Here is an 18,670-nt window from a genome sequence, read left to right on the forward strand (position 1 = left end):
AAAAAACAGTTGCCGTGGCGGATTGGCAAGCTGAGGAGTAAGCACTAGAGTATGCGCGCGCAAATAAGCCTGGAACCGTTCGCACACCGCTGTCGCGTCTATTACGAGGACACCGATGCGGGCGGCGTGGTGTATTACGTCAATTACCTGAAATTCATGGAGCGCGCGCGCACCGAGCGCCTGCGGCACCTGGGCTTCTCCCAGGCGCAACTGGCCGAGGACAACCTGTTGTTCGTGGTCCATTCCAGCGAGGCGCGCTATCACGCGCCGGCGCGCCTGGACGACGAGCTGCGGGTGACCGCGCACGTACTTGAACTCAATCGCGCCAGCCTGCGCTTCGTGCAGCAGGTATGGCGAGAAAAGGATGAAACGCTGCTCTGCGAAGGGCAGTTCCTGGTGGCCGCCGTGCGCGCCGACACTTTCAAACCCCGAGCCATACCCCCGGAGCTGCGCCACGCCTTTGCGGCGGACGGCTTGGGTACTCAATCGAATGCAGGAGAATAAGCGTGGAAGCTAACGTCGTCGACCATACCTCCATGTGGAGTCTGGTCAGCAATGCCAGCGTGGTAGTACAGCTGGTGATGCTGACCCTGGTGGCCGCCTCGGTCACCTCATGGATCATGATCTTCCAGCGCAGCACCATGCTGCGCGCCGGTCGTCGTGCGCTGGATGCCTTCGAGGAGCGCTTCTGGTCGGGCATCGACCTGTCCAAGCTGTACCGCCAGGCGGGCAGCAACCCTGACCCGGATTCCGGTGTCGAGCAGGTGTTCCGGGCCGGCTTCAAGGAATTCTCGCGTCTGCGCCAGCAGCCGGGCGTCGACCCGGACGCCGTGATGGAAGGCGTAGGCCGGGCCATGCGCGTAGCCATCTCGCGCGAGGAAGAAAAGCTCGAGCAGAGCCTGCCGTTCCTTGCCACCGTAGGTTCGACCAGCCCGTACATCGGCCTGTTCGGTACCGTGTGGGGCATCATGAACTCGTTCCGTGGCCTGGCCAGCGCCCAGCAGGCGACCCTGGCTACCGTAGCCCCGGGCATCGCCGAAGCACTGGTGGCCACCGCCATCGGCCTGTTCGCGGCCATTCCCGCGGTCATCGCCTACAACCGATTCTCCGCGCGCAGCGAAGTGCTGATCGGTCGCTACTACACCTTCGCCGACGAGTTCCAGGCGATCCTGCACCGCAAAGTGCACACCAGCGAAGAGTAAGCAGGTACTAACCCCATGGCCCGAGTTCGCCAAAAACGCAAGCCGGTCGCCGAGATGAACGTGGTGCCCTACATCGACGTGATGTTGGTGCTGCTGGTCATCTTCATGGTGACGGCCCCCATGCTCAACCAGGGCGTGAAGGTCGACCTGCCCAAGGTTTCCAGCGAAGCCTTGCCGCAGGACAACAACGTCCAGATCCTCACCATTTCCATCAAGGCCGACAAGACCTACTACTGGAACCTTGGCAGCGAAGTCGATACCGACAAACAGATGGACAAGGCCATGACCTTGCCGGAAATGACCGGCGCAGTGACCAAGATCATTGCCGCCGGTCGCGACCAGGGCAAGCAGACGCAGGTCTTCATTCGTGGCGACAAGGCTGTCGACTACGGCGCGGTCATGGGTGCCATGGGCGGGTTGCAGAAGGCCGGTGTCGGTAACGTTGGCCTGATTACCGAGGCGCCCTGATGCAACAGCGAGAGCCATCCGCCTCGGAAAGCTACTTCTGGCCCAGTGTCTGGGCCATCGGCCTGCATGTGCTGGTGTTCGGCATGCTGTTCGTCAGCTTCGCCATGACGCCGGAGCTGCCGCCTTCCAAGCCGATCGTTCAGGCTACCCTGTACCAGCTCAAGTCCAAGAGCCAGGCGACCACCCAGACCAATCAGAAGATTGCCGGGGAAGCGAAGAAAACCGCCTCGCGCCAGACCGAAGTCGAGCAGCTGGAGCAGAAGAAGGTCGAGCAGGAGGCCATCAAGGCTGCGGAACAAAAGAAAGCCGACGCTGCTCAAAAGGCCGAAGAAGCTCGCGAGGCTGCCGAGGCGAAAAAGGCCGAGGACGCGGCCAAGGCTGCCGACGCCAAGAAGGCCGCTGAAGCCAAGAAGGCCGAGGAGGCGAAGAAAGTCGCCGCCGACATCGCCAAGAAGAAAGCCGAAGACGAGGCCAAGAAGCAGGCCGAGGAAGAAGCCAAGAAGCAAGCCGCCGAGGAGGCCAAGAAGAAGGCCGCTGAAGAGGCGAAGAAAAAAGCAGCCGAGGACGCCAAGAAGAAAGCGGCGGCCGAGGACGCGAAGAAGAAGGCAGCTGAAGAGGCCAAGAAAAAGGCCGCTGCAGATGCCCAGAAGAAAAAGGCACAGGATGCAGCCCGCAAGGCGGCGGAAGACAAGAAAGCCCAGGCCCTGGCCGAGCTGTTGTCCGACACCACCGAGCGCCAGCAGGCCTTGGCCGACGAGCAGGGTGACCAGGTGGCCGGCGACTTCGACGACCTGATCCGCATGCGCGCCGCCGAGGGCTGGGCACGTCCACCTTCCGCGCGCAAGGGCATGACGGTAGTCCTGCAGATCAACATGCTGCCGGATGGCACCATCACCAACGTCAGTGTGTCGCGCTCCAGTGGCGATGGCCCGTTCGACAGTTCGGCGGTGGCAGCGGTGAAGAACATTGGTCGATTGACCGAGATGCAGGGCTTGAAGCCGAACGAGTTCAATCCGTACCGTTCGTTCAAGATGACATTTACACCTGAGGATCTAGCGTTGTGATTAAACTCCTTCGAGGAATGCTGGTCATGCTCTGCTGCGTGGCTGGCATGGCCATGGCAGAGGAAAAGAACATCCTGGTCACCAGCGGCAGCGATCGGGCCACGCCCATCGCGGTAGTGCCGTTCGGTCTGCAGGGTGGCAGCGTACTGCCGGAAGACATGGCCGACATCATCGGCAACGACCTGCGTAACTCCGGCTACTACTCGCCGATTCCGCGGCAGAACATGATCAGCCAGCCGACCCAGGCCAGCGAAGTGATCTTCCGCGACTGGAAAGCCCTCGGCGCCCAGTACGTGATGGTCGGCAGCATCGTGCCTGCGGGCGGCCGCCTGCAGGTGCAGTACGCGCTGTTCAACGTCGCCACCGAGCAGCAGGTGCTGACCGGCAGCGTCACCGGCGGTACCGACCAGTTGCGCGACATGGCGCACTACATCGCCGACCAGTCGTTCGAGAAACTTACCGGCATCAAGGGTGCGTTTTCCACCCGCATGCTGTACGTGACTGCCGAGCGCTTCTCGACCAACAGCACCCGCTACACCCTGCAGCGCTCCGACTATGACGGTGCGCGTGCGGTGACCCTGCTGCAATCGCGTGAACCGATCCTGTCGCCGCGTTTCGCGCCGGATGGCAAGCGTATCGCCTATGTGTCGTTCGAGCAGAAGCGCCCTCGTATCTTCGTGCAGAACATCGACACCGGTCGTCGTGAACAGATCACCAACTTCGAAGGCCTCAACGGTGCGCCAGCCTGGTCGCCGGATGGTTCGCGCCTGGCATTCGTGCTGTCGAAGGATGGCAACCCGGACATCTATGTGATGAACATGGGTTCGCGCCAGATCAGCCGTGTTACCGCCGGCCCCGGTATCAATACCGAGCCGTTCTGGGGCAAGGATGGCAATACCCTGTACTTCACGTCCGACCGTGGCGGCAAGCCGCAGATCTACAAACAGTCGATCAGTGGTGGCGGCGCCGAACGTGTAACGTTCGTCGGTAACTACAATGCCAACCCGAAACTTTCCGCCGATGAGAAGACTCTGGTGATGATTCATCGCCAACAGGGTTTCACCAACTTCAAGGTGGCGGCTCAGGACTTGCAACGCGGAAGTGTAAAGATTCTTACAGAGACCAGTCTTGATGAGTCTCCCACTGTTGCGCCCAACGGCACCATGCTAATCTACGCCACCCGCCAGCAGGGCCGGGGAGTCTTGATGCTCGTGTCGCTTAATGGCCGCGTGAGGCTCCCACTTCCTACCGCTCAAGGCGAAGTCAGAGAACCGTCCTGGTCCCCTTACCTGAACTGATTGCGGCGTAATACGTTTTGCTTAACACACTGGGGTTTCATTAGGAGTTTCACGATGGAAATGCTGAAGTTTGGTAAATTCGCTGCGCTGGCTCTGGCCATGGCCGTAGCTGTAGGTTGCTCCTCGAAGGGCGGTGACAACGCTGGTGAAGGCGCTGCTGTCGATCCGAACGCTGGCTACGGTGCAAACACCGGTGCCGTTGACGGTTCCCTGAGCGAAGAAGCTGCCCTGCGCGCAATCACCACCTTCTACTTCGAATACGACAGCTCGGACCTGAAGCCAGAAGCCATGCGCGCTCTGGACGTTCACGCCAAGGACCTGAAAGCCAACGGCAACCGCGTTGTCCTGGAAGGCCACACCGACGAGCGTGGTACCCGCGAGTACAACATGGCTCTGGGTGAGCGCCGCGCCAAGGCCGTTCAGCGCTACCTGGTTCTGCAGGGCGTTTCCCCTGCTCAGCTGGAACTGGTTTCCTACGGCGAAGAGCGTCCAGTTGCCACCGGCAACGACGAGCAGTCCTGGGCTCAGAACCGCCGCGTAGAACTGCGTAAGTAAGTTCTTATGCGTATGTGCCGTCGTGTTGTAACCGTCCTCGCACTCAGCCTTCCGCTTTCGGCGTGGGCTGCGGTTCCTGTAGTAGATGACAACGCCGGTGGTTATCCACCCGCGGGTTATGGCACGAGCGGCGCCTATGCCGGGTCAGGGGCTTCGGCCCCTGCCTCTGCACAGGGCCAGCTGTTCATGCAGCTGCAACAGATGCAGGATCAGATTTCCCGCCAGCAGGGCATCATCGAAGAGCTGCAGAACGATGTAGCCCGCATGAAGCAGGAAAACCTGGAGCGTTACCAGGATCTGGATCGTCGCATCAACAGTGGTGGCGCGCCTGCCGCGAACCCTGACAATTCTTCCTCCGGTGGCGCTTCCGATGCCGCCGGTGCCGCAGCAGGTGCCGCCGCCGGCGCTGCTGCACAACAACCGGCCGCCAGTAGCGAGCCGGGCGATCCTGCGAAAGAGAAGCTCTACTACGATGCCGCTTTCGACCTGATCAAGCAGAAGGACTTCGACAAGGCCAGCCAGGCGTTCAACGCCTTCCTGCGCAAGTACCCCAACAGCCAGTACGCCGGCAATGCCCAGTACTGGTTGGGTGAGGTGAACCTGGCCAAGGGCGACCTGCAGGGTGCCAGCCAGGCCTTCGCCCAGGTCAGCCAGAAGTACCCCAAGCACAGCAAGGTGCCAGATTCGCTGTACAAGCTGGCCGATGTCGAACGCCGCATGGGCCATACCGACAAGGTCAAGGGCATCCTGCAGCAGGTCATCACCCAGTACCCCGGCACATCTGCCGCGCAACTGGCGCAACGCGACCTGCAGAAGCTCTGAGCCGCACCTTTTGAAATAAACCCGCGCCTGGCGCGGGTTTTTTCGTTAGAATCGTTGCCCTTTTTTCTTAAACACGCCGCCACGGATAACGCTATGTCGAGTCCGCGGTGGTGCCTGACGGAGGCGGACAGCCTGTTCAGCTGTCACGCCCGTGGCGATCATGCAAGACACACTACGCATCACCGAAGTCTTTTACTCGTTGCAGGGTGAAACACGCACGGCGGGGCTGCCCACGGTATTCGTGCGCCTCACCGGCTGCCCTCTGCGCTGCCAGTATTGCGACAGTGCCTATGCCTTCAGCGGTGGCACCCTTCGCAGCCTCGATTCGATCCTCGAGCAAGTGGCCGGCTTCAAGCCGCGCTATGTCTGCGTCACCGGCGGCGAACCGCTGGCCCAGCCCAATGCCTTGCCGCTGCTGCAGCGCCTGTGCGATGCCGGCTACGAGGTGTCGCTGGAAACCAGCGGCGCCCTGGACATCGCCGGCACCGACGTACGCGTCAGCCGGGTGGTCGACCTCAAGACCCCGGGCTCGGAAGAGTCGCACCGCAACCGCTACGAGAACATCGAGCACCTGACCCGCAACGACCAGGTCAAGTTCGTCATCTGTTCGCGCGAGGACTACGACTGGGCGGTGTCCAAACTGATCCAGTACAACCTCGCCGAACGTGCCGGCGAGGTGCTGTTCTCACCGAGCCATCATCAGGTGAGTGCCACCGACCTGGCCGACTGGATCGTCGCCGACAACCTGCCCGTGCGTTTCCAGTTGCAGTTGCACAAGCTGCTGTGGAACGACGAACCCGGACGTTGATTGAGAGTAGACAGACATGACTGAAAAACGCGCGGTAATCCTGCTGTCCGGCGGCCTCGATTCGGCCACGGTGGTGGCCATGGCCAAGGCCGAAGGCTACAGCTGCTACACCATGAGCTTCGACTATGGCCAGCGTCATCGCGCCGAGTTGAATGCCGCGGCCCGCGTCGCCCGCGACCTGGGCGTTGTCGAGCACAAGGTGATCGGCCTGAACCTCGACGGCATCGGTGGCTCGGCCCTGACCGACAGCAGCATCGATGTGCCGGAAACCCCCGGCGAAGGTATCCCTGTGACCTACGTGCCAGCGCGCAACACGGTGTTCCTGTCGCTTGCCCTGGGCTGGGCGGAGGTGCTGGAGGCGCGTGATATCTTCATCGGCGTCAACGCCGTGGACTATTCCGGTTATCCCGACTGCCGTCCCGAATTCGTCGAGGCCTTCGAACGCATGGCCAACCTCGCCACCAAGGCTGGCGTGGAAGGGCAGGGCTTCCGGATCCAGGCGCCGCTGCAGAACATGAGCAAGGCCCAGATCGTCCAGGCCGGTATCGCCCGTGGCGTGGACTACAGCCTCACCGTGTCGTGCTACCAGGCCGACGACGAAGGCCGGGCCTGTGGCAAATGCGACAGCTGCCGCCTGCGTGCAGAAGGCTTCAAGGCCGCCGATGTGCAGGACCCGACTCGTTATTTTTGAAAAAAATGCCCGTGAACTGTTGATTTCCTGTTAGAAATCAGTATTATACGCGCCATCCAACGGGTCGTTAGCTCAGTTGGTAGAGCAGTTGGCTTTTAACCAATTGGTCGTAGGTTCGAATCCTACACGACCCACCATACGCAGTACGTCAAAGCCCGCAACCGGTAACGGTTGCGGGCTTTTTCGTTCTCTCGGGACGTTTTACTCCGCCCACTCCGGATCCCCGGTAAATACCACCGTAATCCACCGGTCCGGCCCTTCACCGCCCACGGCATCAGCAACCTCCTCGCGCAGCGCGTCCCACTCGTCGATGGTCTTCGCCCCCAGGGTTTTCGGCACGATGAAATACAGCTCGATCTCCCGCGAGCGACCGACCTTGGCTACATAGGCGCGATACGATTGCAGGCCGTGGTGGGCGACGAAGGTGCTGGCCACTTCATCCACGTGGTTTTTCAAGTCGCACGGCGTGACCAGGAATATCTCCCCCAGCGCCTGCCGGATGACCGACAGCGGCAGTGGAATGATCACCAGGCACACCAGCCCCAGGACCGCCGGGTCGATGTACGGCGACACCCATTCCCACGCCGTGCCCTGCACTGCATAGCCGAAGCAGAAGGCGATCAGCAGCGCCGCGGTGATGCTGGCCGACATCACCCAACCCTTGACGTCCATGCCCACGAAGTCCGAACGCAGCTTGCGGTTGGCGCGCGCTTCGATGACGGCAATGGTCACGCAGGCGATCACGGTCAGCACGGCGTAGACCATGGCGATGCCGAACTCCAGGTGGCGACCACCTTCGAGCAGGCTGGCGATGGCGTTGATCAATGCATAGATGGCCACGCCACAGAGCAGGATGCCGTTGAGTGCCAGCACCATCGGTTCCAGGTGCCAGAAGCCCATGGTGAAGCGCTCGCGCAGCTTGCGCGACATGTGCAGGTTGGTGGTGTGCGAGGTGATGAGGCGCACCACCACCAATGACAGGCCGCTCATGCTGGCGTCGACCAGCGAGTAGACGCCGTCGAAGACGATCGAGAACGAGCCGGAGGCCAGGCCGAAGCCGATGCCGATGGTGGCGATGAACAGGGTGACGGCTATCGAGGTGCGGAGCAGGCCCTGTTCGCTGGTGATGTCGAAGAAGGCGGGTTTGCTTGGGGTGTCCATAAGTGAGCTCGGTTGCAACGTTGTTTCTGAGGTGTTTGTAGGGGGCCTCTTCGCGGGTGAGCCCGCTCCTGCACAGATAGGCGGGGTGCCTGCGAAGAGGTCCCTACAGGTTAGACGCGGAACTGCTCCATCAACGCCTGTTGCTGGTTCGCCAGCCGGTTCAGCGCCTGGCTGATGCGCGCTGATTCGTCGGCCTGCCCGGACAGCGCCTCGGTCACGTCGCGTATCCCGGCCACGTTGCGGTTCACTTCCTCGGCCACCGCGCTCTGCTGTTCGGCGGCGGAGGCGATCTGCAGGTTCATGTCGCTGATCACCGTCACCGCCTCGCCGATGCGCTGCAATGCCGGTACCGCCTGTTCCATGCGTGTAGCGCTGTCCTGAGCCTGGCGCTGCCCTTCGTGCATGGCGCCGACCACGTCCTGGGTACCTTGCTGCAGACCCTCGATCACCTGGCGGATTTCGCCTACCGACACCTGGGTACGCTGGGCCAGGCTGCGCACTTCGTCGGCGACCACGGCGAACCCCCGGCCGGCCTCGCCCGCGCGTGCGGCTTCGATGGCGGCGTTGAGCGCGAGCAGGTTGGTCTGCTCGGCGATCGCGCGGATCACTTCGAGCACCGAACCGATCTGCTCGCTGCGGCTTTCCAGGGTACGGGCCTCGGCCATCGCCGTGGTCATGCCGGTCGCCAGTTGGTCGATGCTCTGGCGCGTGCTGGCGATCAGTTGCAGGCCTTCCCGGCTGGCCTGGTCGGCGCCGCGCGCAGCCTGGGCCGCCTGCGCCGCGTTGTGGGCGACGTCCTGGGCGGTGGCGCTCATTTCGTTGGCGGCGGTGGCCACCTGCTCGATCTCGCGCTGTTGCTGCTGCATGCCGTTGCTGGTCAGGCTGGCGATGACCGCGGACTGGTCGGCGGTAGCACGGGCTTCGTGGGATGCCCCTTTGACCTGGGCAATCACCGGTTGCAGCTTGTCGAGGAAACGGTTGAATGCGCCGCTGAGCAGGCCCAGTTCATCGTCGCGTGCGTAGTCCAGGCGGCGGGTCAGGTCACCTTCGCCGCTGGCAATGTCCTCCAGGCGTGCGGCCACGGCCAGGATCGGCCGGGTGACCCCGCGGGCGGTCAGCCAGACCAGCAGCAGGCCCAGCACCGCGGCGGTCAGGCCGATCAGCAGGTTGACCAGGTTGGCCTGTTGGCTGTGGGCGTCCAGGCGCTGGTTGAGGGCGACGGCTGGCGCCTGCAGCACCGCTTCGGGCAGTTCCAGCTGGACCTGCCAGGGGGCCGCTGCGGGGATCGGTGCAAAGGGCCGTTCGACGCGCAGCATGCCTTGGGCGACGGCTTTGCCCAGCGGTTGGCCGAGCCGGGTAGCATCGCGGCTGTGCCCGGCCAACAGGCCGCCCGGGCTGACGATGCTGACCTGGCCTTGGCCGTCGAACAGCGCCTGGCGGCCTTCCAGGCTCAACTGCTGGAGGTTGTCCAGGCCGATGTCCAGGCCGACCACGCCGATCACCTTGTCGTGTTCCAGCAGGGGCAGGGCGATGCTGGTCATCAACACCTGGCGACCGTTGACCTCGTCGAGGTACGGTTCGAGTACGCAGGCGCTGGCGGTGTCCAGCGGGCAGGTCAGCCAGCGGTTGCGGGCAACGCCGTTACTGCCGAGGCTGGCGTCGGCCAGCATGGTTTCCGGCATGGCCTCCAGCTCCAGGGTGCCTGGGCGTGGTTGCGACCAATAGAGCGAGAAGCGGCCGCTGGCGTTGCTGGCCATGGCCTCCTGGCCGGCGTACAGGCTGTCTTGCTGATCCAGGGCGTTGGGCTGGAACACCAGGTACAGGCCGATCACATCCGGATGGCTGGCCAGGCTGTTGCGTGCCTGGGTGGTGAGTTCGGCGCGCAGGTCGCTGCCGCCGCGTGTCCTGAGTGCCTGCACCAGCCGTGCGAAACCGTCGCCGAACTGGTAGGCATCCATGAAGTAGCGCTGCACGCGCAGCGCCTGGGTTTCGGCCTGGGCCTGCAGGTGCTGGCGGGCGCTGTGTTCGAGCATTTCGCTGCTGGCCTGGTTGACCAGCGCCGCGCTGCGCCGGGCCTGGGTCAAGGAGGTAGCGATCAGCAGGGCGACGATGGCCAGCAGGCACAAGCCGGCAAGCAGGGTGATCTTCCACTGGATGGAGAGGCGACGCGGCAGCATGAGGGCATTCCTTATCGATCAAGGACAACGCCCGCGGCGAGGCGCGGGCGTTGTCGGCAGCGTGGGTCAGTCCGCCAGGCAGTTGGGCGGTGCCACCCGGAAGGCCCGGGTCAGCCACGCCAGGTAGATCACCCCGAGGGCCGCCCAGAGGCCGCCGAACATCAGCGAGTGCTCATTGAGATCGAGCCACAGCGAGACGATGATGCAGAAGCCGATGGTCGGCAGCACCAGGTATTTGACGTTGTTGGCCAGCCCCCTGCGATTGCCTTCGCGCAGGTAGCAGTGGTTGATCACCGACAGGTTGACGAAGCTGAAGGCCACCAGCGCGCCGAAGTTGATGATCGAGGTGGCGGTGACCAAGTCGAAGAAGATCGCCGACAGCGACACCAGGCCGACCACCGCGATGTTGACCACCGGCGTCTTGAAGCGTGGATGCAGGCGGGCGAACACGCCGCTGGGGATCACGTTGTCGCGGCCCATCACGTACAGCAGGCGCGAGACGCTGGTCTGCGAGGCCAGGCCCGAGGCGATGGTGTTGATCACCGTGCAGGCGATGAAGATCGACTGGAACAGCTTGCCGCCGACGTACAGGGCGATTTCCGGCAGGGCCGCTTCCTGGTCGTGGAAGCGCGCCATGGTGGGGAAGTAGGCCTGGATGAAGTACGACACCAGGATGAACACCACACCGCCGATCAGCGCGGTGAGGAAGATCGCCCGGGGGATGGTCTTGCCCGGGTCGCGGGTTTCTTCCGACAGGCAGGTGACGGCGTCGAAGCCCAGGAACGAGAAGCAGAGGATGGTCGCGCCGGCGGCGAGGGCGGAGAACTGGGTCTGCTGGTCGGCGAACGGAATCAGGCTCCAGGTGGTGCCCAGCCCTTCACCCTGGCCCAGGCCGCGCACGCACAGGTAGATGAACACGGCGATGATTGCCACCTGGACGGCTACGAACAGCAGGTTGAAGTGCGCCACCAGGTTGATGCTGCGCATGTTGATCAGGCTGATCAGGGTCACGAAGCCGGCCACCCAGATCCACTCCGGCACTTCCGGGAACATCGCCGACAGGTACAGCTTGGCCAGCAGGGCGTTGACCATCGGCAACAGCAGGTAGTCGAGCAGCGACGACCAGCCGACCAGGAAGCCCACATGTGGGTTGATGGCGCGTTGGGTATAGGTGTAGGCCGAGCCGGATTGTGGGAAGCGGCGCACCAGGGTGCCGTAGCTCACGGCGGTGAACAGGATACCGACCAGGGCCAGGATGTAGGCACTGGGTACATGGCCCGCCGTTATCCCAGAGACGATGCCGAAGGTGTCGAAGACAGTCATTGGCGTCAGGTAGGCCAGGCCAATGATCACCACGTGCCAGAGGCGCAGGGATTTGCGGAACTGGGCGTTGCCGGAAGCGCTGTGGTCAGGCTGCATGCTGGCGCGGCTCCTGGGCGTGGACGGCGGACGTGGCGTACTGCGCATGCGGCAAGGGCGAGCGGGTGGGCTCCATGTTGTTCACCTTTTTTGTTGGAGCTGAAATAGGCGCGAGCACCGCGCCAGTGTCGGGATCTGGCGGGGTGGGGCTAGGAAGGCGGAGCGAGCGGGCAGGGGTGTTTTGGCATCATGTTGGCGCGACTGTTTTTCTTGGGGGATCGGGCGCTATACAAAGTGATGAAAATAAAAAACGATAGGCCGATTTGTGTCAAGTTAAACATGACAAGATGTTGCCAAAATGAAATATTTACCGGATATAGGCTATAAATGTTCGGTATTTGCGCGATTTTTTGCGGTTTTGAACAGAGATGGATGTTCGTAAAAATTTACGCTCGGAGTCACGGCCTGCGGTGAGTCAGACAATTCCCAAATGAGTCCTTTGTATCGTCGGGCCATCAACGCCCCCCAGGGACGGTGATATCCTTCCAGCCCCACGTGGCAACCCGGCTGTGTGGAAGCCCTTATGGACAGCAATCGGTTCTATTCATGAAGAAATCAATCGGCATTCTCTCCGGCCTGGCCGTCGCCATCGCCGTCGTCACCAGCGCTGGTGCCTGGTACACCGGCAAGCAGCTGCCTGCGGAGCTCGAGCGCTCCATCGCGGGCGTCAACCAGGACCTGCGCAGGGCCATGGTAGGTGTCGGTGGCGAGGTGACGTTCGAGTTGGCCTCGTTGGACCAGCACTTTTTCACCAGCACGGCGCACTACCGGGTCAAGGTCAAGGATGTTCCCCTGCAGGATGGCCAGTCGCTCGATTTCGAGGTAGGTGTCACCGACCAGATCGAGCATGGCCCGTTCCCGTGGTCGCGGGTCAAGGCGTTCAAGTTGCTGCCGGTACTGGCGACCAGCAACAGCCGACTGGACAAGGACGCGTTCACTGCCGACTGGTTCGCCGTCACCGGCGAGCGAGCGCCGCTTTCGGCGCAGACCACCCTGGGCTTCGGCGGCTCCGTCGACAGCGACATGCAGGTGGCACCGATCAGCATCAAAGGCGATAACGGCACTAGCATCGAGTTCTCCGGCATGCATCTGCAGGCTAGCGAGGATCGTGCAGGGGCTTCGACATTCCAGGGTGGGGCCGAGAGTTTCGTGTTCAAGCTGGTCGGGGCCGATCATCCCCCTGCCACGTTCGAGCTCAAGGGCCTGAAGGTCGACGGTACGCTGGCCACGACCCAGTACGATGCCGTGTATGTGGGCAACGTCGACCTGCACCTGAGTGAAGCCAAGGCGACGCTGGGACCGAAGCAGCAAGTGCTGCAGCTCAAGGGCTTGGAGCAGAACGCCGCGCAGGTTCTGGATGGTGCCGACACCATGGGTGGGCGCGTGGACTACAAGATTGCGGACATCACCTGGGACGGTCGTGCGGTCGGTAGCGCGCAGATGGGTGTCACCATGCAGTCGATCAGTGCACCGGCGTTGCAGGCCCTGTCGCAATGGTACAAGGGCCATCAGCGTGAGTTCGAACAGGCAGCCGCAGTCGGCCAGCCGTTCCCCGAACTGGTAATGAGTCCTGAGGAGAAGTCCAAGCTCCACGGTGACCTGCGTCAGCTGCTGGCGGCCAAGCCGAAGGTAGCAATAGATAACCTGTCGCTGAAAACCGCCAATGGCGAAAGCCGCTTCAACCTGGCGGTGGACTTCGCCAGTCCGTCGTCCTTCGACCTGCCGGCCGACCAACTGAGCAAGCAGTTGATCAGCCAGGTGAAGAGCCAGTTGACCCTGTCCAAGCCGATGATCGGCGACCTTGCCACGCTGCAGGCCTTCCTGCAGGGGCAGACCGACGCCCAGGCCATCGCCCAGCAAGCCGGCCAGGCCGGTGAGATGGTCGGTATGATGGCGGTGCAGAGTGGCATGGCCACGGTGCAGGGTAGCGACGTGGTGTCGAGCCTTCACTATGCCGATGGCAACGTCGATTTCAATGGCAAGAAGATGAGCCTCGAAGAGTTCGTCATGTTGCTCAACGCGCACTTCGCGGCGATGCAGCCGCAAGGCTGAGGGGCTAATGGGGTCGGCTTGAGCCGCCCCCATCTTGTGGGAGCGGCGGTTCGCCGCTGCGACTTGCCCCGCGAAGCAGGCGACACGATATATGGCACCGGCTTTGCCGGTGTTCGCGGGGCTAGCCCGCTCCCACAAGGCCCCTGTTCTTTGAGCGACAGCGCAGCCCGGCAGGGCTGGGTGATCTCCCACAGCACACAAAAACCACTTTTGAATTCCTTCGATTGTCTGTAGCCTTCGGCGTCCGATAATAATCCGCGCCCGCAGAGGGCCGTGATGGCACGCCTGCCGTCCGGCACCCCTAGCCGATCTGTCAGGGCCGGGTGGTACACTCGATTGACGCGCATGCGCGCCCGCAGGTCCAGTGATCATGACCCAGATTTCCGAACGCCTGTTGGTTCAGGCCCACCTTGACGCCAAGCAGCCCAACCCGCTGACAGCCGACCAGGAGGCCGAATACCGTGCGGCCATCGCTGCCGAGCTCAAGGCCCAGAACGCCGTGCTCGTCGCCCATTACTACTGCGACCCGATCATCCAGGCCCTGGCCGAGGAAACCGGCGGGTGCGTGTCCGACTCGCTGGAGATGGCCCGCTTCGGCAAGAATCATCCTGCCGAGACGGTGATCGTCGCTGGCGTGCGCTTCATGGGCGAGACCGCCAAGATCCTCACTCCAGAAAAACGCGTGCTCATGCCTACCCTGGAGGCGACCTGCTCGCTTGACCTGGGCTGCCCGGTCGAGGAGTTCTCGGCATTCTGCGACAAGCACCCCGAGCGCACCGTGGTGGTGTACGCCAATACCTCGGCGGCAGTGAAGGCCAGGGCCGACTGGGTGGTGACCTCGAGCTGCGCGCTGGAAATCGTCGAAAGCCTGATGGACAACGGCGAGACCATCATCTGGGGCCCCGACCAGCATCTGGGCCGCTACATCCAGAAGCAGACCGGTGCCGACATGCTGCTCTGGGACGGCGCCTGCATCGTCCACGAGGAATTCAAGTCGCGCCAGCTGGCCGACATGAAGGCGCTGTATCCGGACGCGGCGATCCTGGTCCACCCCGAGTCGCCGGAAGCGGTCATCGAACTGGCCGATGCGGTCGGTTCGACCAGCCAGCTGATCAAGGCGGCGCAAACCCTGCCGAACAAGACCTTCATCGTCGCCACCGACCGCGGCATCTTCTACAAGATGCAGCAGCTATGCCCGGACAAGGAGTTCGTCGAGGCACCCACGGCGGGCAACGGCGCGGCCTGCCGCAGCTGTGCGCACTGCCCGTGGATGGCGATGAATACCCTGGAGCGGGTGCTGGATTGCCTGCGCAAGGGCGGTGATGAGATCTTCGTCGACCCGGCGCTGGTGCCCAAGGCAATCAAGCCGCTGAATCGGATGCTGGACTTCACCCAGGCGGCGCGGTTGAAGTTGTCGGGGAATGCCTGACGCCGGGGCCGCAAAGCGGCCCCAATGACTAACGCCCCATCATCTCCCGCACCATCCGCTGCTGTTCCATGATTTCACGCTGGCGCTGGTCGATCTGCGACGCCAGCGGGAAGTTGCCGCCCGCTCGCCGCTTGGCGTAGTCCAGCTGCTGGATCGCCTGGTCGAAATCGCCCACCAGGGTGAAGTACTCGGCGCGGGCGCGGTGCAGGCCGATGGTATTGCCCGACAGCCCGCGCACCTCGGCCACGTCGTACCACACGTCCGGATCGTCAGGCCGGCTCTTGAGCAGGTCGTCCAGCACCTTCTCCGCCTCGGCCGGCTTGTTCTGCTTGACCAGCAGGTCGGCACGCACCTGTTTCAGCGGATAGTTGTTCGGGTACAGCCCGCGCATGCGCTCGACCCGCTGCATGGCGTCGGCCAGGCGGTTGTTGGTGATGTCCAGGTCGATCTGCGCCAGGTTGTAGGTGATGTCGTTGGGCGCCGAGGCCAGCAGCGGCTTGAGGTTTTCCCGGGCTTCGTTGAGCTGGCCGCCCTTGATCTGCGCCAGGGCCAGGCCGTAGCGCGCCGCATCGAGCTTGGGGTTTTCATCGAGCTGGGCGCGGAAGCGTTTGGCGGCAAGGCCCGGGGTGCCTTCGTAGGTGAGTGCCACCCGGGCGCGGATCAGCTGGTAGCGCTGGCTGTCCTCGATGCCGCCCTTGGGCGCTTGTTCGGCGCGGTTGCGGGTGTCGGCGATACGCGATTCGGTCACCGGGTGAGTGAGCAGGAATTCCGGGGGCTTGGCATCGTAGCGGTATTGCCGGGCCAGGCGTTCGAACATGGTCGGCATGTTGCGCGGGTCGTAGCCTGCGCGTTCGAGGTTCTGGATGCCGATGCGATCGGCTTCCTGTTCGTTCTGCCGCGAGAAACGCCGTTGTTCCTGAATCGCCGCCGCCTGGGTGCCGGCGATCATGCCGATGCCGGCATCGCCGGCGCCGCCCGCTGCCAGCACGATACCGGCGAGCAGCGCGGCCATCATCGGCAGCTGCATGCGCTGCTGGGCTTCGACCCCACGGGCGAAGTGGCGTTGCGACAAGTGCGCGAGTTCGTGCGCCAGGACCGAGGCATACTCGCCTTCGGTCTGGGCATTGAGGAATAGCCCGCCGTTGACCCCGACGATGCCACCCGGGGCGGCAAAGGCGTTGAGTTCGCGGCTGTCGATCAGGATGAACTCCAGGCGCCGGTCCTGCAGTTGGCTGGTTTCGGCCAACTTGTAGACGCTGGTTTCGACGTAGTCCTTGAGCTGCGGGTCGTTGAGCTGGTTGACCTGGCCGCGTAGCAGGCTGAGCCAGGCGCGACCCAGGTCATGTTCCTGTTTCGGCGAAACGATCGCGGAACTGGCGTCGCCCAGTGACGGCAGGTCGTCGGCATGGCCGGGGAGGGCCATCAGGCAGGCCAGCGTCAACAGGGTAGGGCGCAGTAGATTCATGCATGAAGCTCGCGGTCGGATCAAAGGCTCTACTGTAGCCCGCTCGCACGTTGGCGACCAGTGGCGCTATCCTAGCGGACCTGAAGGCCAATTGGCCTGCCCCGCTTGTGGAGACCCGCAATGAGTGACACCCCGACCTGCGACGCCGAACTCGACGCCAGCGGGCTGAACTGCCCCCTACCACTGCTCAAGGCGAAGATGGAACTTAACCGCCTGGCCAGCGGCGCGGTGCTCAAGGTGACCGCCACCGATGCGGGTTCGCAGCGCGACTTCCGCACTTTCGCCCAGCTTTCCGGTCATACGCTGCTGCGTGAAACCGCCGAGGCCGGCACCTACACCTACTGGCTGCGCAAGGCCTGAGCCCCCATCAAGGATCGTCAATGTTCAAAGTGCTTCGCGACTGGATGCAGCGCTACTTCTCCGACGAGGAGGCCGTGGTGCTGGCGGTGTTGCTGGCGGTGGCGTTCACCGCAGTGCTTACCCTGGGCGGCATGCTCGCGCCAGTGCTGGCGGGGATGGTGCTGGCGTTTCTGATGCAGGGGCTGGTCAATGCCCTGGAGCGGCTACATATTCCGACACGATTCGCGGTGGTGCTGGTGTTTGCCCTGTTCATCGGTGCCCTGGCCGTGTTTCTGTTGGTGCTGGTGCCGCTGCTCTGGCATCAGCTGATCACCCTGTTCAACGAATTGCCGGGCATGCTCGGCAAATGGCAGTCGCTGCTGTTGCTGTTGCCCGAGCGCTACCCGCATCTGGTGTCGGACGAGCAGGTGCTGCATGCCATCGAATCGGTGCGTGGCGAGATCGGCAAGTTCGGCCAGTGGGCGCTGACCTTCTCGCTGTCCAGCCTGCCGCTGCTGGTCAACGCGATGATCTATCTGGTGCTGGTGCCGATTCTGGTGTTCTTCTTCCTCAAGGACCGCGAGCTGATCGGGCGCTGGGTCAGTGGCTACCTGCCGCGCCAGCGTACCTTGCTCAACCGGGTGGGCAGCGAGATGAACCGGCAGATCGCCAACTACATCCGCGGCAAGGGTATCGAGATCCTCATCTGCGGTATCGCTACCTACATCGCCTTCATCAGCCTGGGGCTCAACTATGCTGCCTTGCTGGCGCTGCTGGTGGGGTTGTCGGTGGTGGTGCCCTACGTCGGGGCGGTGGTGGTGACCGTGCCGGTGACCTTCATCGCGCTGTTCCAGTGGGGCTGGGGCGATCAGTTCATCTACCTGATGACGGTGTACGCGATCATCCAGGCGCTCGATGGCAACGTGCTGGTGCCGTTGCTGTTCTCCGAAGCGGTGAGCCTGCACCCGGTGGCGATCATCTGCGCGGTGCTGCTGTTCGGCGGGCTGTGGGGGTTCTGGGGGATCTTCTTCGCCATTCCGCTGGCGACGCTGATCAAGGCGGTGCTCGATGCCTGGCCGCGCCAGGAGCCTAGCGTTGCGCCGATGCTTTGAATGCAATTGGGGCCGCTTTGCGGCCCATCCGGCCGGTCCGGCGCCCCGGCGAGGCCGCTCCTACAGGCGACGCGGATTCCTGTAGGAGCGGCCTTGCGCCGCGAAGGGCTGCAAAGCAGCCACAATCAATCTCAAGCCTTGTTCAAAGCCTGAGCCGCCGCCAACACCGCATCCACATGCCCCGGCACCTTCACGCCACGCCATTCCTGGCGCAGCACACCGTCCTTGTCGATCAGGAAGGTGCTGCGGTCGACGCCCATGTATTCCTTGCCGTACAGCTTCTTCAGCTTGATCACGTCGAACAGCTGGCAGAGCGCTTCGTCCTTGTCGCTGATCAGCTCGAACGGAAAACCCTGCTTGGCCTTGAAGTTCTCGTGCGACTTCAGGCCATCGCGCGAGACGCCGAACACCACGGTGTTGGCTGCCTCGAACGCCCCGTGCTGGTCGCGGAAACCCTGGCCTTCGGTGGTGCAACCGGGGGTGCTGTCCTTGGGGTAGAAGTACACCACCACCTGGCGGCCCTTGAGTTCGGCGAGGCTCACGGCCTGGCCGCTGGTGGCCTGGGCCTGGAAGTCGGCGACGGGTTGGTTGAGTGCTACGGCCATGGT

The 18,670-nt window shown here is 63.2% G+C and carries 18 protein-coding genes, 1 tRNA gene and 1 pseudogene; 14 read left to right on the top strand and 6 right to left on the bottom strand.

Annotation, left to right across the window (positions count from 1 at the left end; all coding sequences use genetic code 11):
• Positions 1 to 51 precede the first annotated feature (51 nt).
• From ybgC to IAE37_RS17825, 10 genes are all read left to right on the top strand, one after another.
• Positions 52 to 504, top strand: a complete 453-nt coding sequence (gene ybgC, locus IAE37_RS17780; RefSeq protein ID WP_201175636.1) for a tol-pal system-associated acyl-CoA thioesterase — start codon at positions 52 to 54, stop codon at positions 502 to 504.
• A gap of 2 nt (positions 505 to 506) precedes the next feature.
• Positions 507 to 1,202, top strand: a complete 696-nt coding sequence (tolQ, locus tag IAE37_RS17785; RefSeq protein ID WP_133327888.1) for a protein TolQ — start codon at positions 507 to 509, stop codon at positions 1,200 to 1,202.
• Positions 1,203 to 1,217: 15 nt separating this feature from the next.
• Complete coding sequence (gene tolR, locus IAE37_RS17790) at positions 1,218 to 1,670, top strand: protein TolR (protein WP_136916218.1); 453 nt, start codon at positions 1,218 to 1,220, stop codon at positions 1,668 to 1,670.
• Positions 1,670 to 2,734 carry a cell envelope integrity protein TolA gene (tolA, locus tag IAE37_RS17795; protein WP_201175638.1) on the top strand — a complete coding sequence of 355 codons (1,065 nt, stop codon included), beginning with the start codon at positions 1,670 to 1,672 and terminating at the stop codon, positions 2,732 to 2,734. The genes tolR and tolA overlap by 1 nt, the downstream gene beginning before the upstream one ends.
• 26 nt (positions 2,735 to 2,760) lie before the next feature.
• Positions 2,761 to 4,032 (top strand): Tol-Pal system beta propeller repeat protein TolB, encoded by a 1,272-nt coding sequence (tolB, locus tag IAE37_RS17800; RefSeq protein WP_442967833.1) that lies wholly within the window; start codon positions 2,761 to 2,763, stop codon positions 4,030 to 4,032.
• A 54-nt stretch (positions 4,033 to 4,086) separates the two neighbouring features.
• A complete protein-coding gene (gene pal, locus IAE37_RS17805) occupies positions 4,087 to 4,587 on the top strand; it encodes a peptidoglycan-associated lipoprotein Pal (protein WP_043209505.1) in 501 nt (166 codons plus the stop codon).
• A gap of 6 nt (positions 4,588 to 4,593) precedes the next feature.
• Positions 4,594 to 5,409, top strand: coding sequence for a tol-pal system protein YbgF (gene ybgF / locus IAE37_RS17810; RefSeq protein WP_201175640.1), 816 nt, complete (start codon positions 4,594 to 4,596; stop codon positions 5,407 to 5,409).
• 160 nt (positions 5,410 to 5,569) lie between these two features.
• A complete protein-coding gene (gene queE, locus IAE37_RS17815; RefSeq protein WP_201175642.1) occupies positions 5,570 to 6,217 on the top strand; it encodes a 7-carboxy-7-deazaguanine synthase QueE in 648 nt (215 codons plus the stop codon).
• A gap of 16 nt (positions 6,218 to 6,233) precedes the next feature.
• Positions 6,234 to 6,908: a 7-cyano-7-deazaguanine synthase QueC gene (gene queC, locus IAE37_RS17820; protein ID WP_201175644.1), complete on the top strand. Its 675-nt coding sequence runs from the start codon at positions 6,234 to 6,236 to the stop codon at positions 6,906 to 6,908.
• Between the two features lie 61 nt (positions 6,909 to 6,969).
• A tRNA-Lys gene (locus IAE37_RS17825) sits at positions 6,970 to 7,045 on the top strand.
• Positions 7,046 to 7,109: 64 nt separating this feature from the next.
• Here the strand turns inward: IAE37_RS17825 and IAE37_RS17830 are convergent.
• From IAE37_RS17830 to IAE37_RS17840, 4 genes and pseudogenes are all read right to left on the bottom strand, one after another.
• Positions 7,110 to 8,069, bottom strand: coding sequence for a cation diffusion facilitator family transporter (locus tag IAE37_RS17830; protein WP_201175646.1), 960 nt, complete (start codon positions 8,067 to 8,069; stop codon positions 7,110 to 7,112).
• Positions 8,070 to 8,179: 110 nt separating this feature from the next.
• Complete coding sequence (locus IAE37_RS29255; protein WP_442967837.1) at positions 8,180 to 8,935, bottom strand: methyl-accepting chemotaxis protein; 756 nt, start codon at positions 8,933 to 8,935, stop codon at positions 8,180 to 8,182.
• A 102-nt stretch (positions 8,936 to 9,037) separates the two neighbouring features.
• A pseudogene (locus IAE37_RS29260) lies at positions 9,038 to 10,246 on the bottom strand (PDC sensor domain-containing protein); the annotation flags it as partial.
• Positions 10,247 to 10,312: 66 nt separating this feature from the next.
• Positions 10,313 to 11,665 (bottom strand): APC family permease, encoded by a 1,353-nt coding sequence (locus tag IAE37_RS17840; protein ID WP_201175649.1) that lies wholly within the window; start codon positions 11,663 to 11,665, stop codon positions 10,313 to 10,315.
• Between the two features lie 546 nt (positions 11,666 to 12,211).
• On the opposite strand from IAE37_RS17840, the gene IAE37_RS17845 reads away from it, so the two are divergent.
• Together IAE37_RS17845 and nadA are read left to right on the top strand one after the other, a co-directional pair.
• Positions 12,212 to 13,717, top strand: a complete 1,506-nt coding sequence (locus tag IAE37_RS17845) for a YdgA family protein (RefSeq protein WP_201175650.1) — start codon at positions 12,212 to 12,214, stop codon at positions 13,715 to 13,717.
• 370 nt (positions 13,718 to 14,087) lie between these two features.
• Complete coding sequence (gene nadA / locus IAE37_RS17850) at positions 14,088 to 15,146, top strand: quinolinate synthase NadA (protein ID WP_201175651.1); 1,059 nt, start codon at positions 14,088 to 14,090, stop codon at positions 15,144 to 15,146.
• A 28-nt stretch (positions 15,147 to 15,174) separates the two neighbouring features.
• On the opposite strand, the gene IAE37_RS17855 is transcribed toward nadA, so the two are convergent.
• Positions 15,175 to 16,611: a M48 family metalloprotease gene (locus IAE37_RS17855; protein ID WP_201175652.1), complete on the bottom strand. Its 1,437-nt coding sequence runs from the start codon at positions 16,609 to 16,611 to the stop codon at positions 15,175 to 15,177.
• A gap of 120 nt (positions 16,612 to 16,731) precedes the next feature.
• Between IAE37_RS17855 and IAE37_RS17860 the strand changes: the two genes are divergently transcribed.
• Both IAE37_RS17860 and IAE37_RS17865 read left to right on the top strand, forming a co-directional pair.
• On the top strand, positions 16,732 to 16,971 hold the full coding sequence (locus IAE37_RS17860) for a sulfurtransferase TusA family protein (protein ID WP_201175653.1): 240 nt from the start codon (positions 16,732 to 16,734) through the stop codon (positions 16,969 to 16,971).
• Between the two features lie 20 nt (positions 16,972 to 16,991).
• A complete protein-coding gene (locus tag IAE37_RS17865) occupies positions 16,992 to 18,062 on the top strand; it encodes an AI-2E family transporter (protein ID WP_201175654.1) in 1,071 nt (356 codons plus the stop codon).
• 131 nt (positions 18,063 to 18,193) lie between these two features.
• Here IAE37_RS17865 and IAE37_RS17870 read toward each other — a convergent pair whose 3' ends face one another.
• Positions 18,194 to 18,667: a peroxiredoxin gene (locus IAE37_RS17870; protein WP_201175656.1), complete on the bottom strand. Its 474-nt coding sequence runs from the start codon at positions 18,665 to 18,667 to the stop codon at positions 18,194 to 18,196.
• Positions 18,668 to 18,670 lie beyond the last annotated feature (3 nt).

Origin of the sequence: Pseudomonas sp. S31 (assembly GCF_016648105.1) — a bacterium.
Lineage (GTDB): Bacteria > Pseudomonadota > Gammaproteobacteria > Pseudomonadales > Pseudomonadaceae > Aquipseudomonas.

Excerpts from the sequence above, each read along its gene's own strand:
- IAE37_RS17845 (WP_201175650.1), top strand. The coding sequence starts at position 12,212 with ATGAAGAAATCAATCGGCATTCTCTCCGGCCTGGCCGTCGCCATCGCC.
- IAE37_RS17855 (WP_201175652.1), bottom strand. The coding sequence starts at position 16,611 with ATGAATCTACTGCGCCCTACCCTGTTGACGCTGGCCTGCCTGATGGCC.
- IAE37_RS17870 (WP_201175656.1), bottom strand. The coding sequence starts at position 18,667 with ATGGCCGTAGCACTCAACCAACCCGTCGCCGACTTCCAGGCCCAGGCC.
- tolA (WP_201175638.1), top strand. The coding sequence starts at position 1,670 with ATGCAACAGCGAGAGCCATCCGCCTCGGAAAGCTACTTCTGGCCCAGT.
- queE (WP_201175642.1), top strand. The coding sequence starts at position 5,570 with ATGCAAGACACACTACGCATCACCGAAGTCTTTTACTCGTTGCAGGGT.
- pal (WP_043209505.1), top strand. The coding sequence starts at position 4,087 with ATGGAAATGCTGAAGTTTGGTAAATTCGCTGCGCTGGCTCTGGCCATG.
- tolB (WP_442967833.1), top strand. The coding sequence starts at position 2,761 with ATGCTCTGCTGCGTGGCTGGCATGGCCATGGCAGAGGAAAAGAACATC.
- queC (WP_201175644.1), top strand. The coding sequence starts at position 6,234 with ATGACTGAAAAACGCGCGGTAATCCTGCTGTCCGGCGGCCTCGATTCG.
- nadA (WP_201175651.1), top strand. The coding sequence starts at position 14,088 with ATGACCCAGATTTCCGAACGCCTGTTGGTTCAGGCCCACCTTGACGCC.
- IAE37_RS29255 (WP_442967837.1), bottom strand. The coding sequence starts at position 8,935 with ATGCAGCAGCAACAGCGCGAGATCGAGCAGGTGGCCACCGCCGCCAAC.
- IAE37_RS17840 (WP_201175649.1), bottom strand. The coding sequence starts at position 11,665 with ATGCAGCCTGACCACAGCGCTTCCGGCAACGCCCAGTTCCGCAAATCC.
- IAE37_RS17865 (WP_201175654.1), top strand. The coding sequence starts at position 16,992 with ATGTTCAAAGTGCTTCGCGACTGGATGCAGCGCTACTTCTCCGACGAG.
- tolR (WP_136916218.1), top strand. The coding sequence starts at position 1,218 with ATGGCCCGAGTTCGCCAAAAACGCAAGCCGGTCGCCGAGATGAACGTG.
- IAE37_RS17860 (WP_201175653.1), top strand. The coding sequence starts at position 16,732 with ATGAGTGACACCCCGACCTGCGACGCCGAACTCGACGCCAGCGGGCTG.
- IAE37_RS17830 (WP_201175646.1), bottom strand. The coding sequence starts at position 8,069 with ATGGACACCCCAAGCAAACCCGCCTTCTTCGACATCACCAGCGAACAG.
- ybgF (WP_201175640.1), top strand. The coding sequence starts at position 4,594 with ATGCGTATGTGCCGTCGTGTTGTAACCGTCCTCGCACTCAGCCTTCCG.
- ybgC (WP_201175636.1), top strand. The coding sequence starts at position 52 with ATGCGCGCGCAAATAAGCCTGGAACCGTTCGCACACCGCTGTCGCGTC.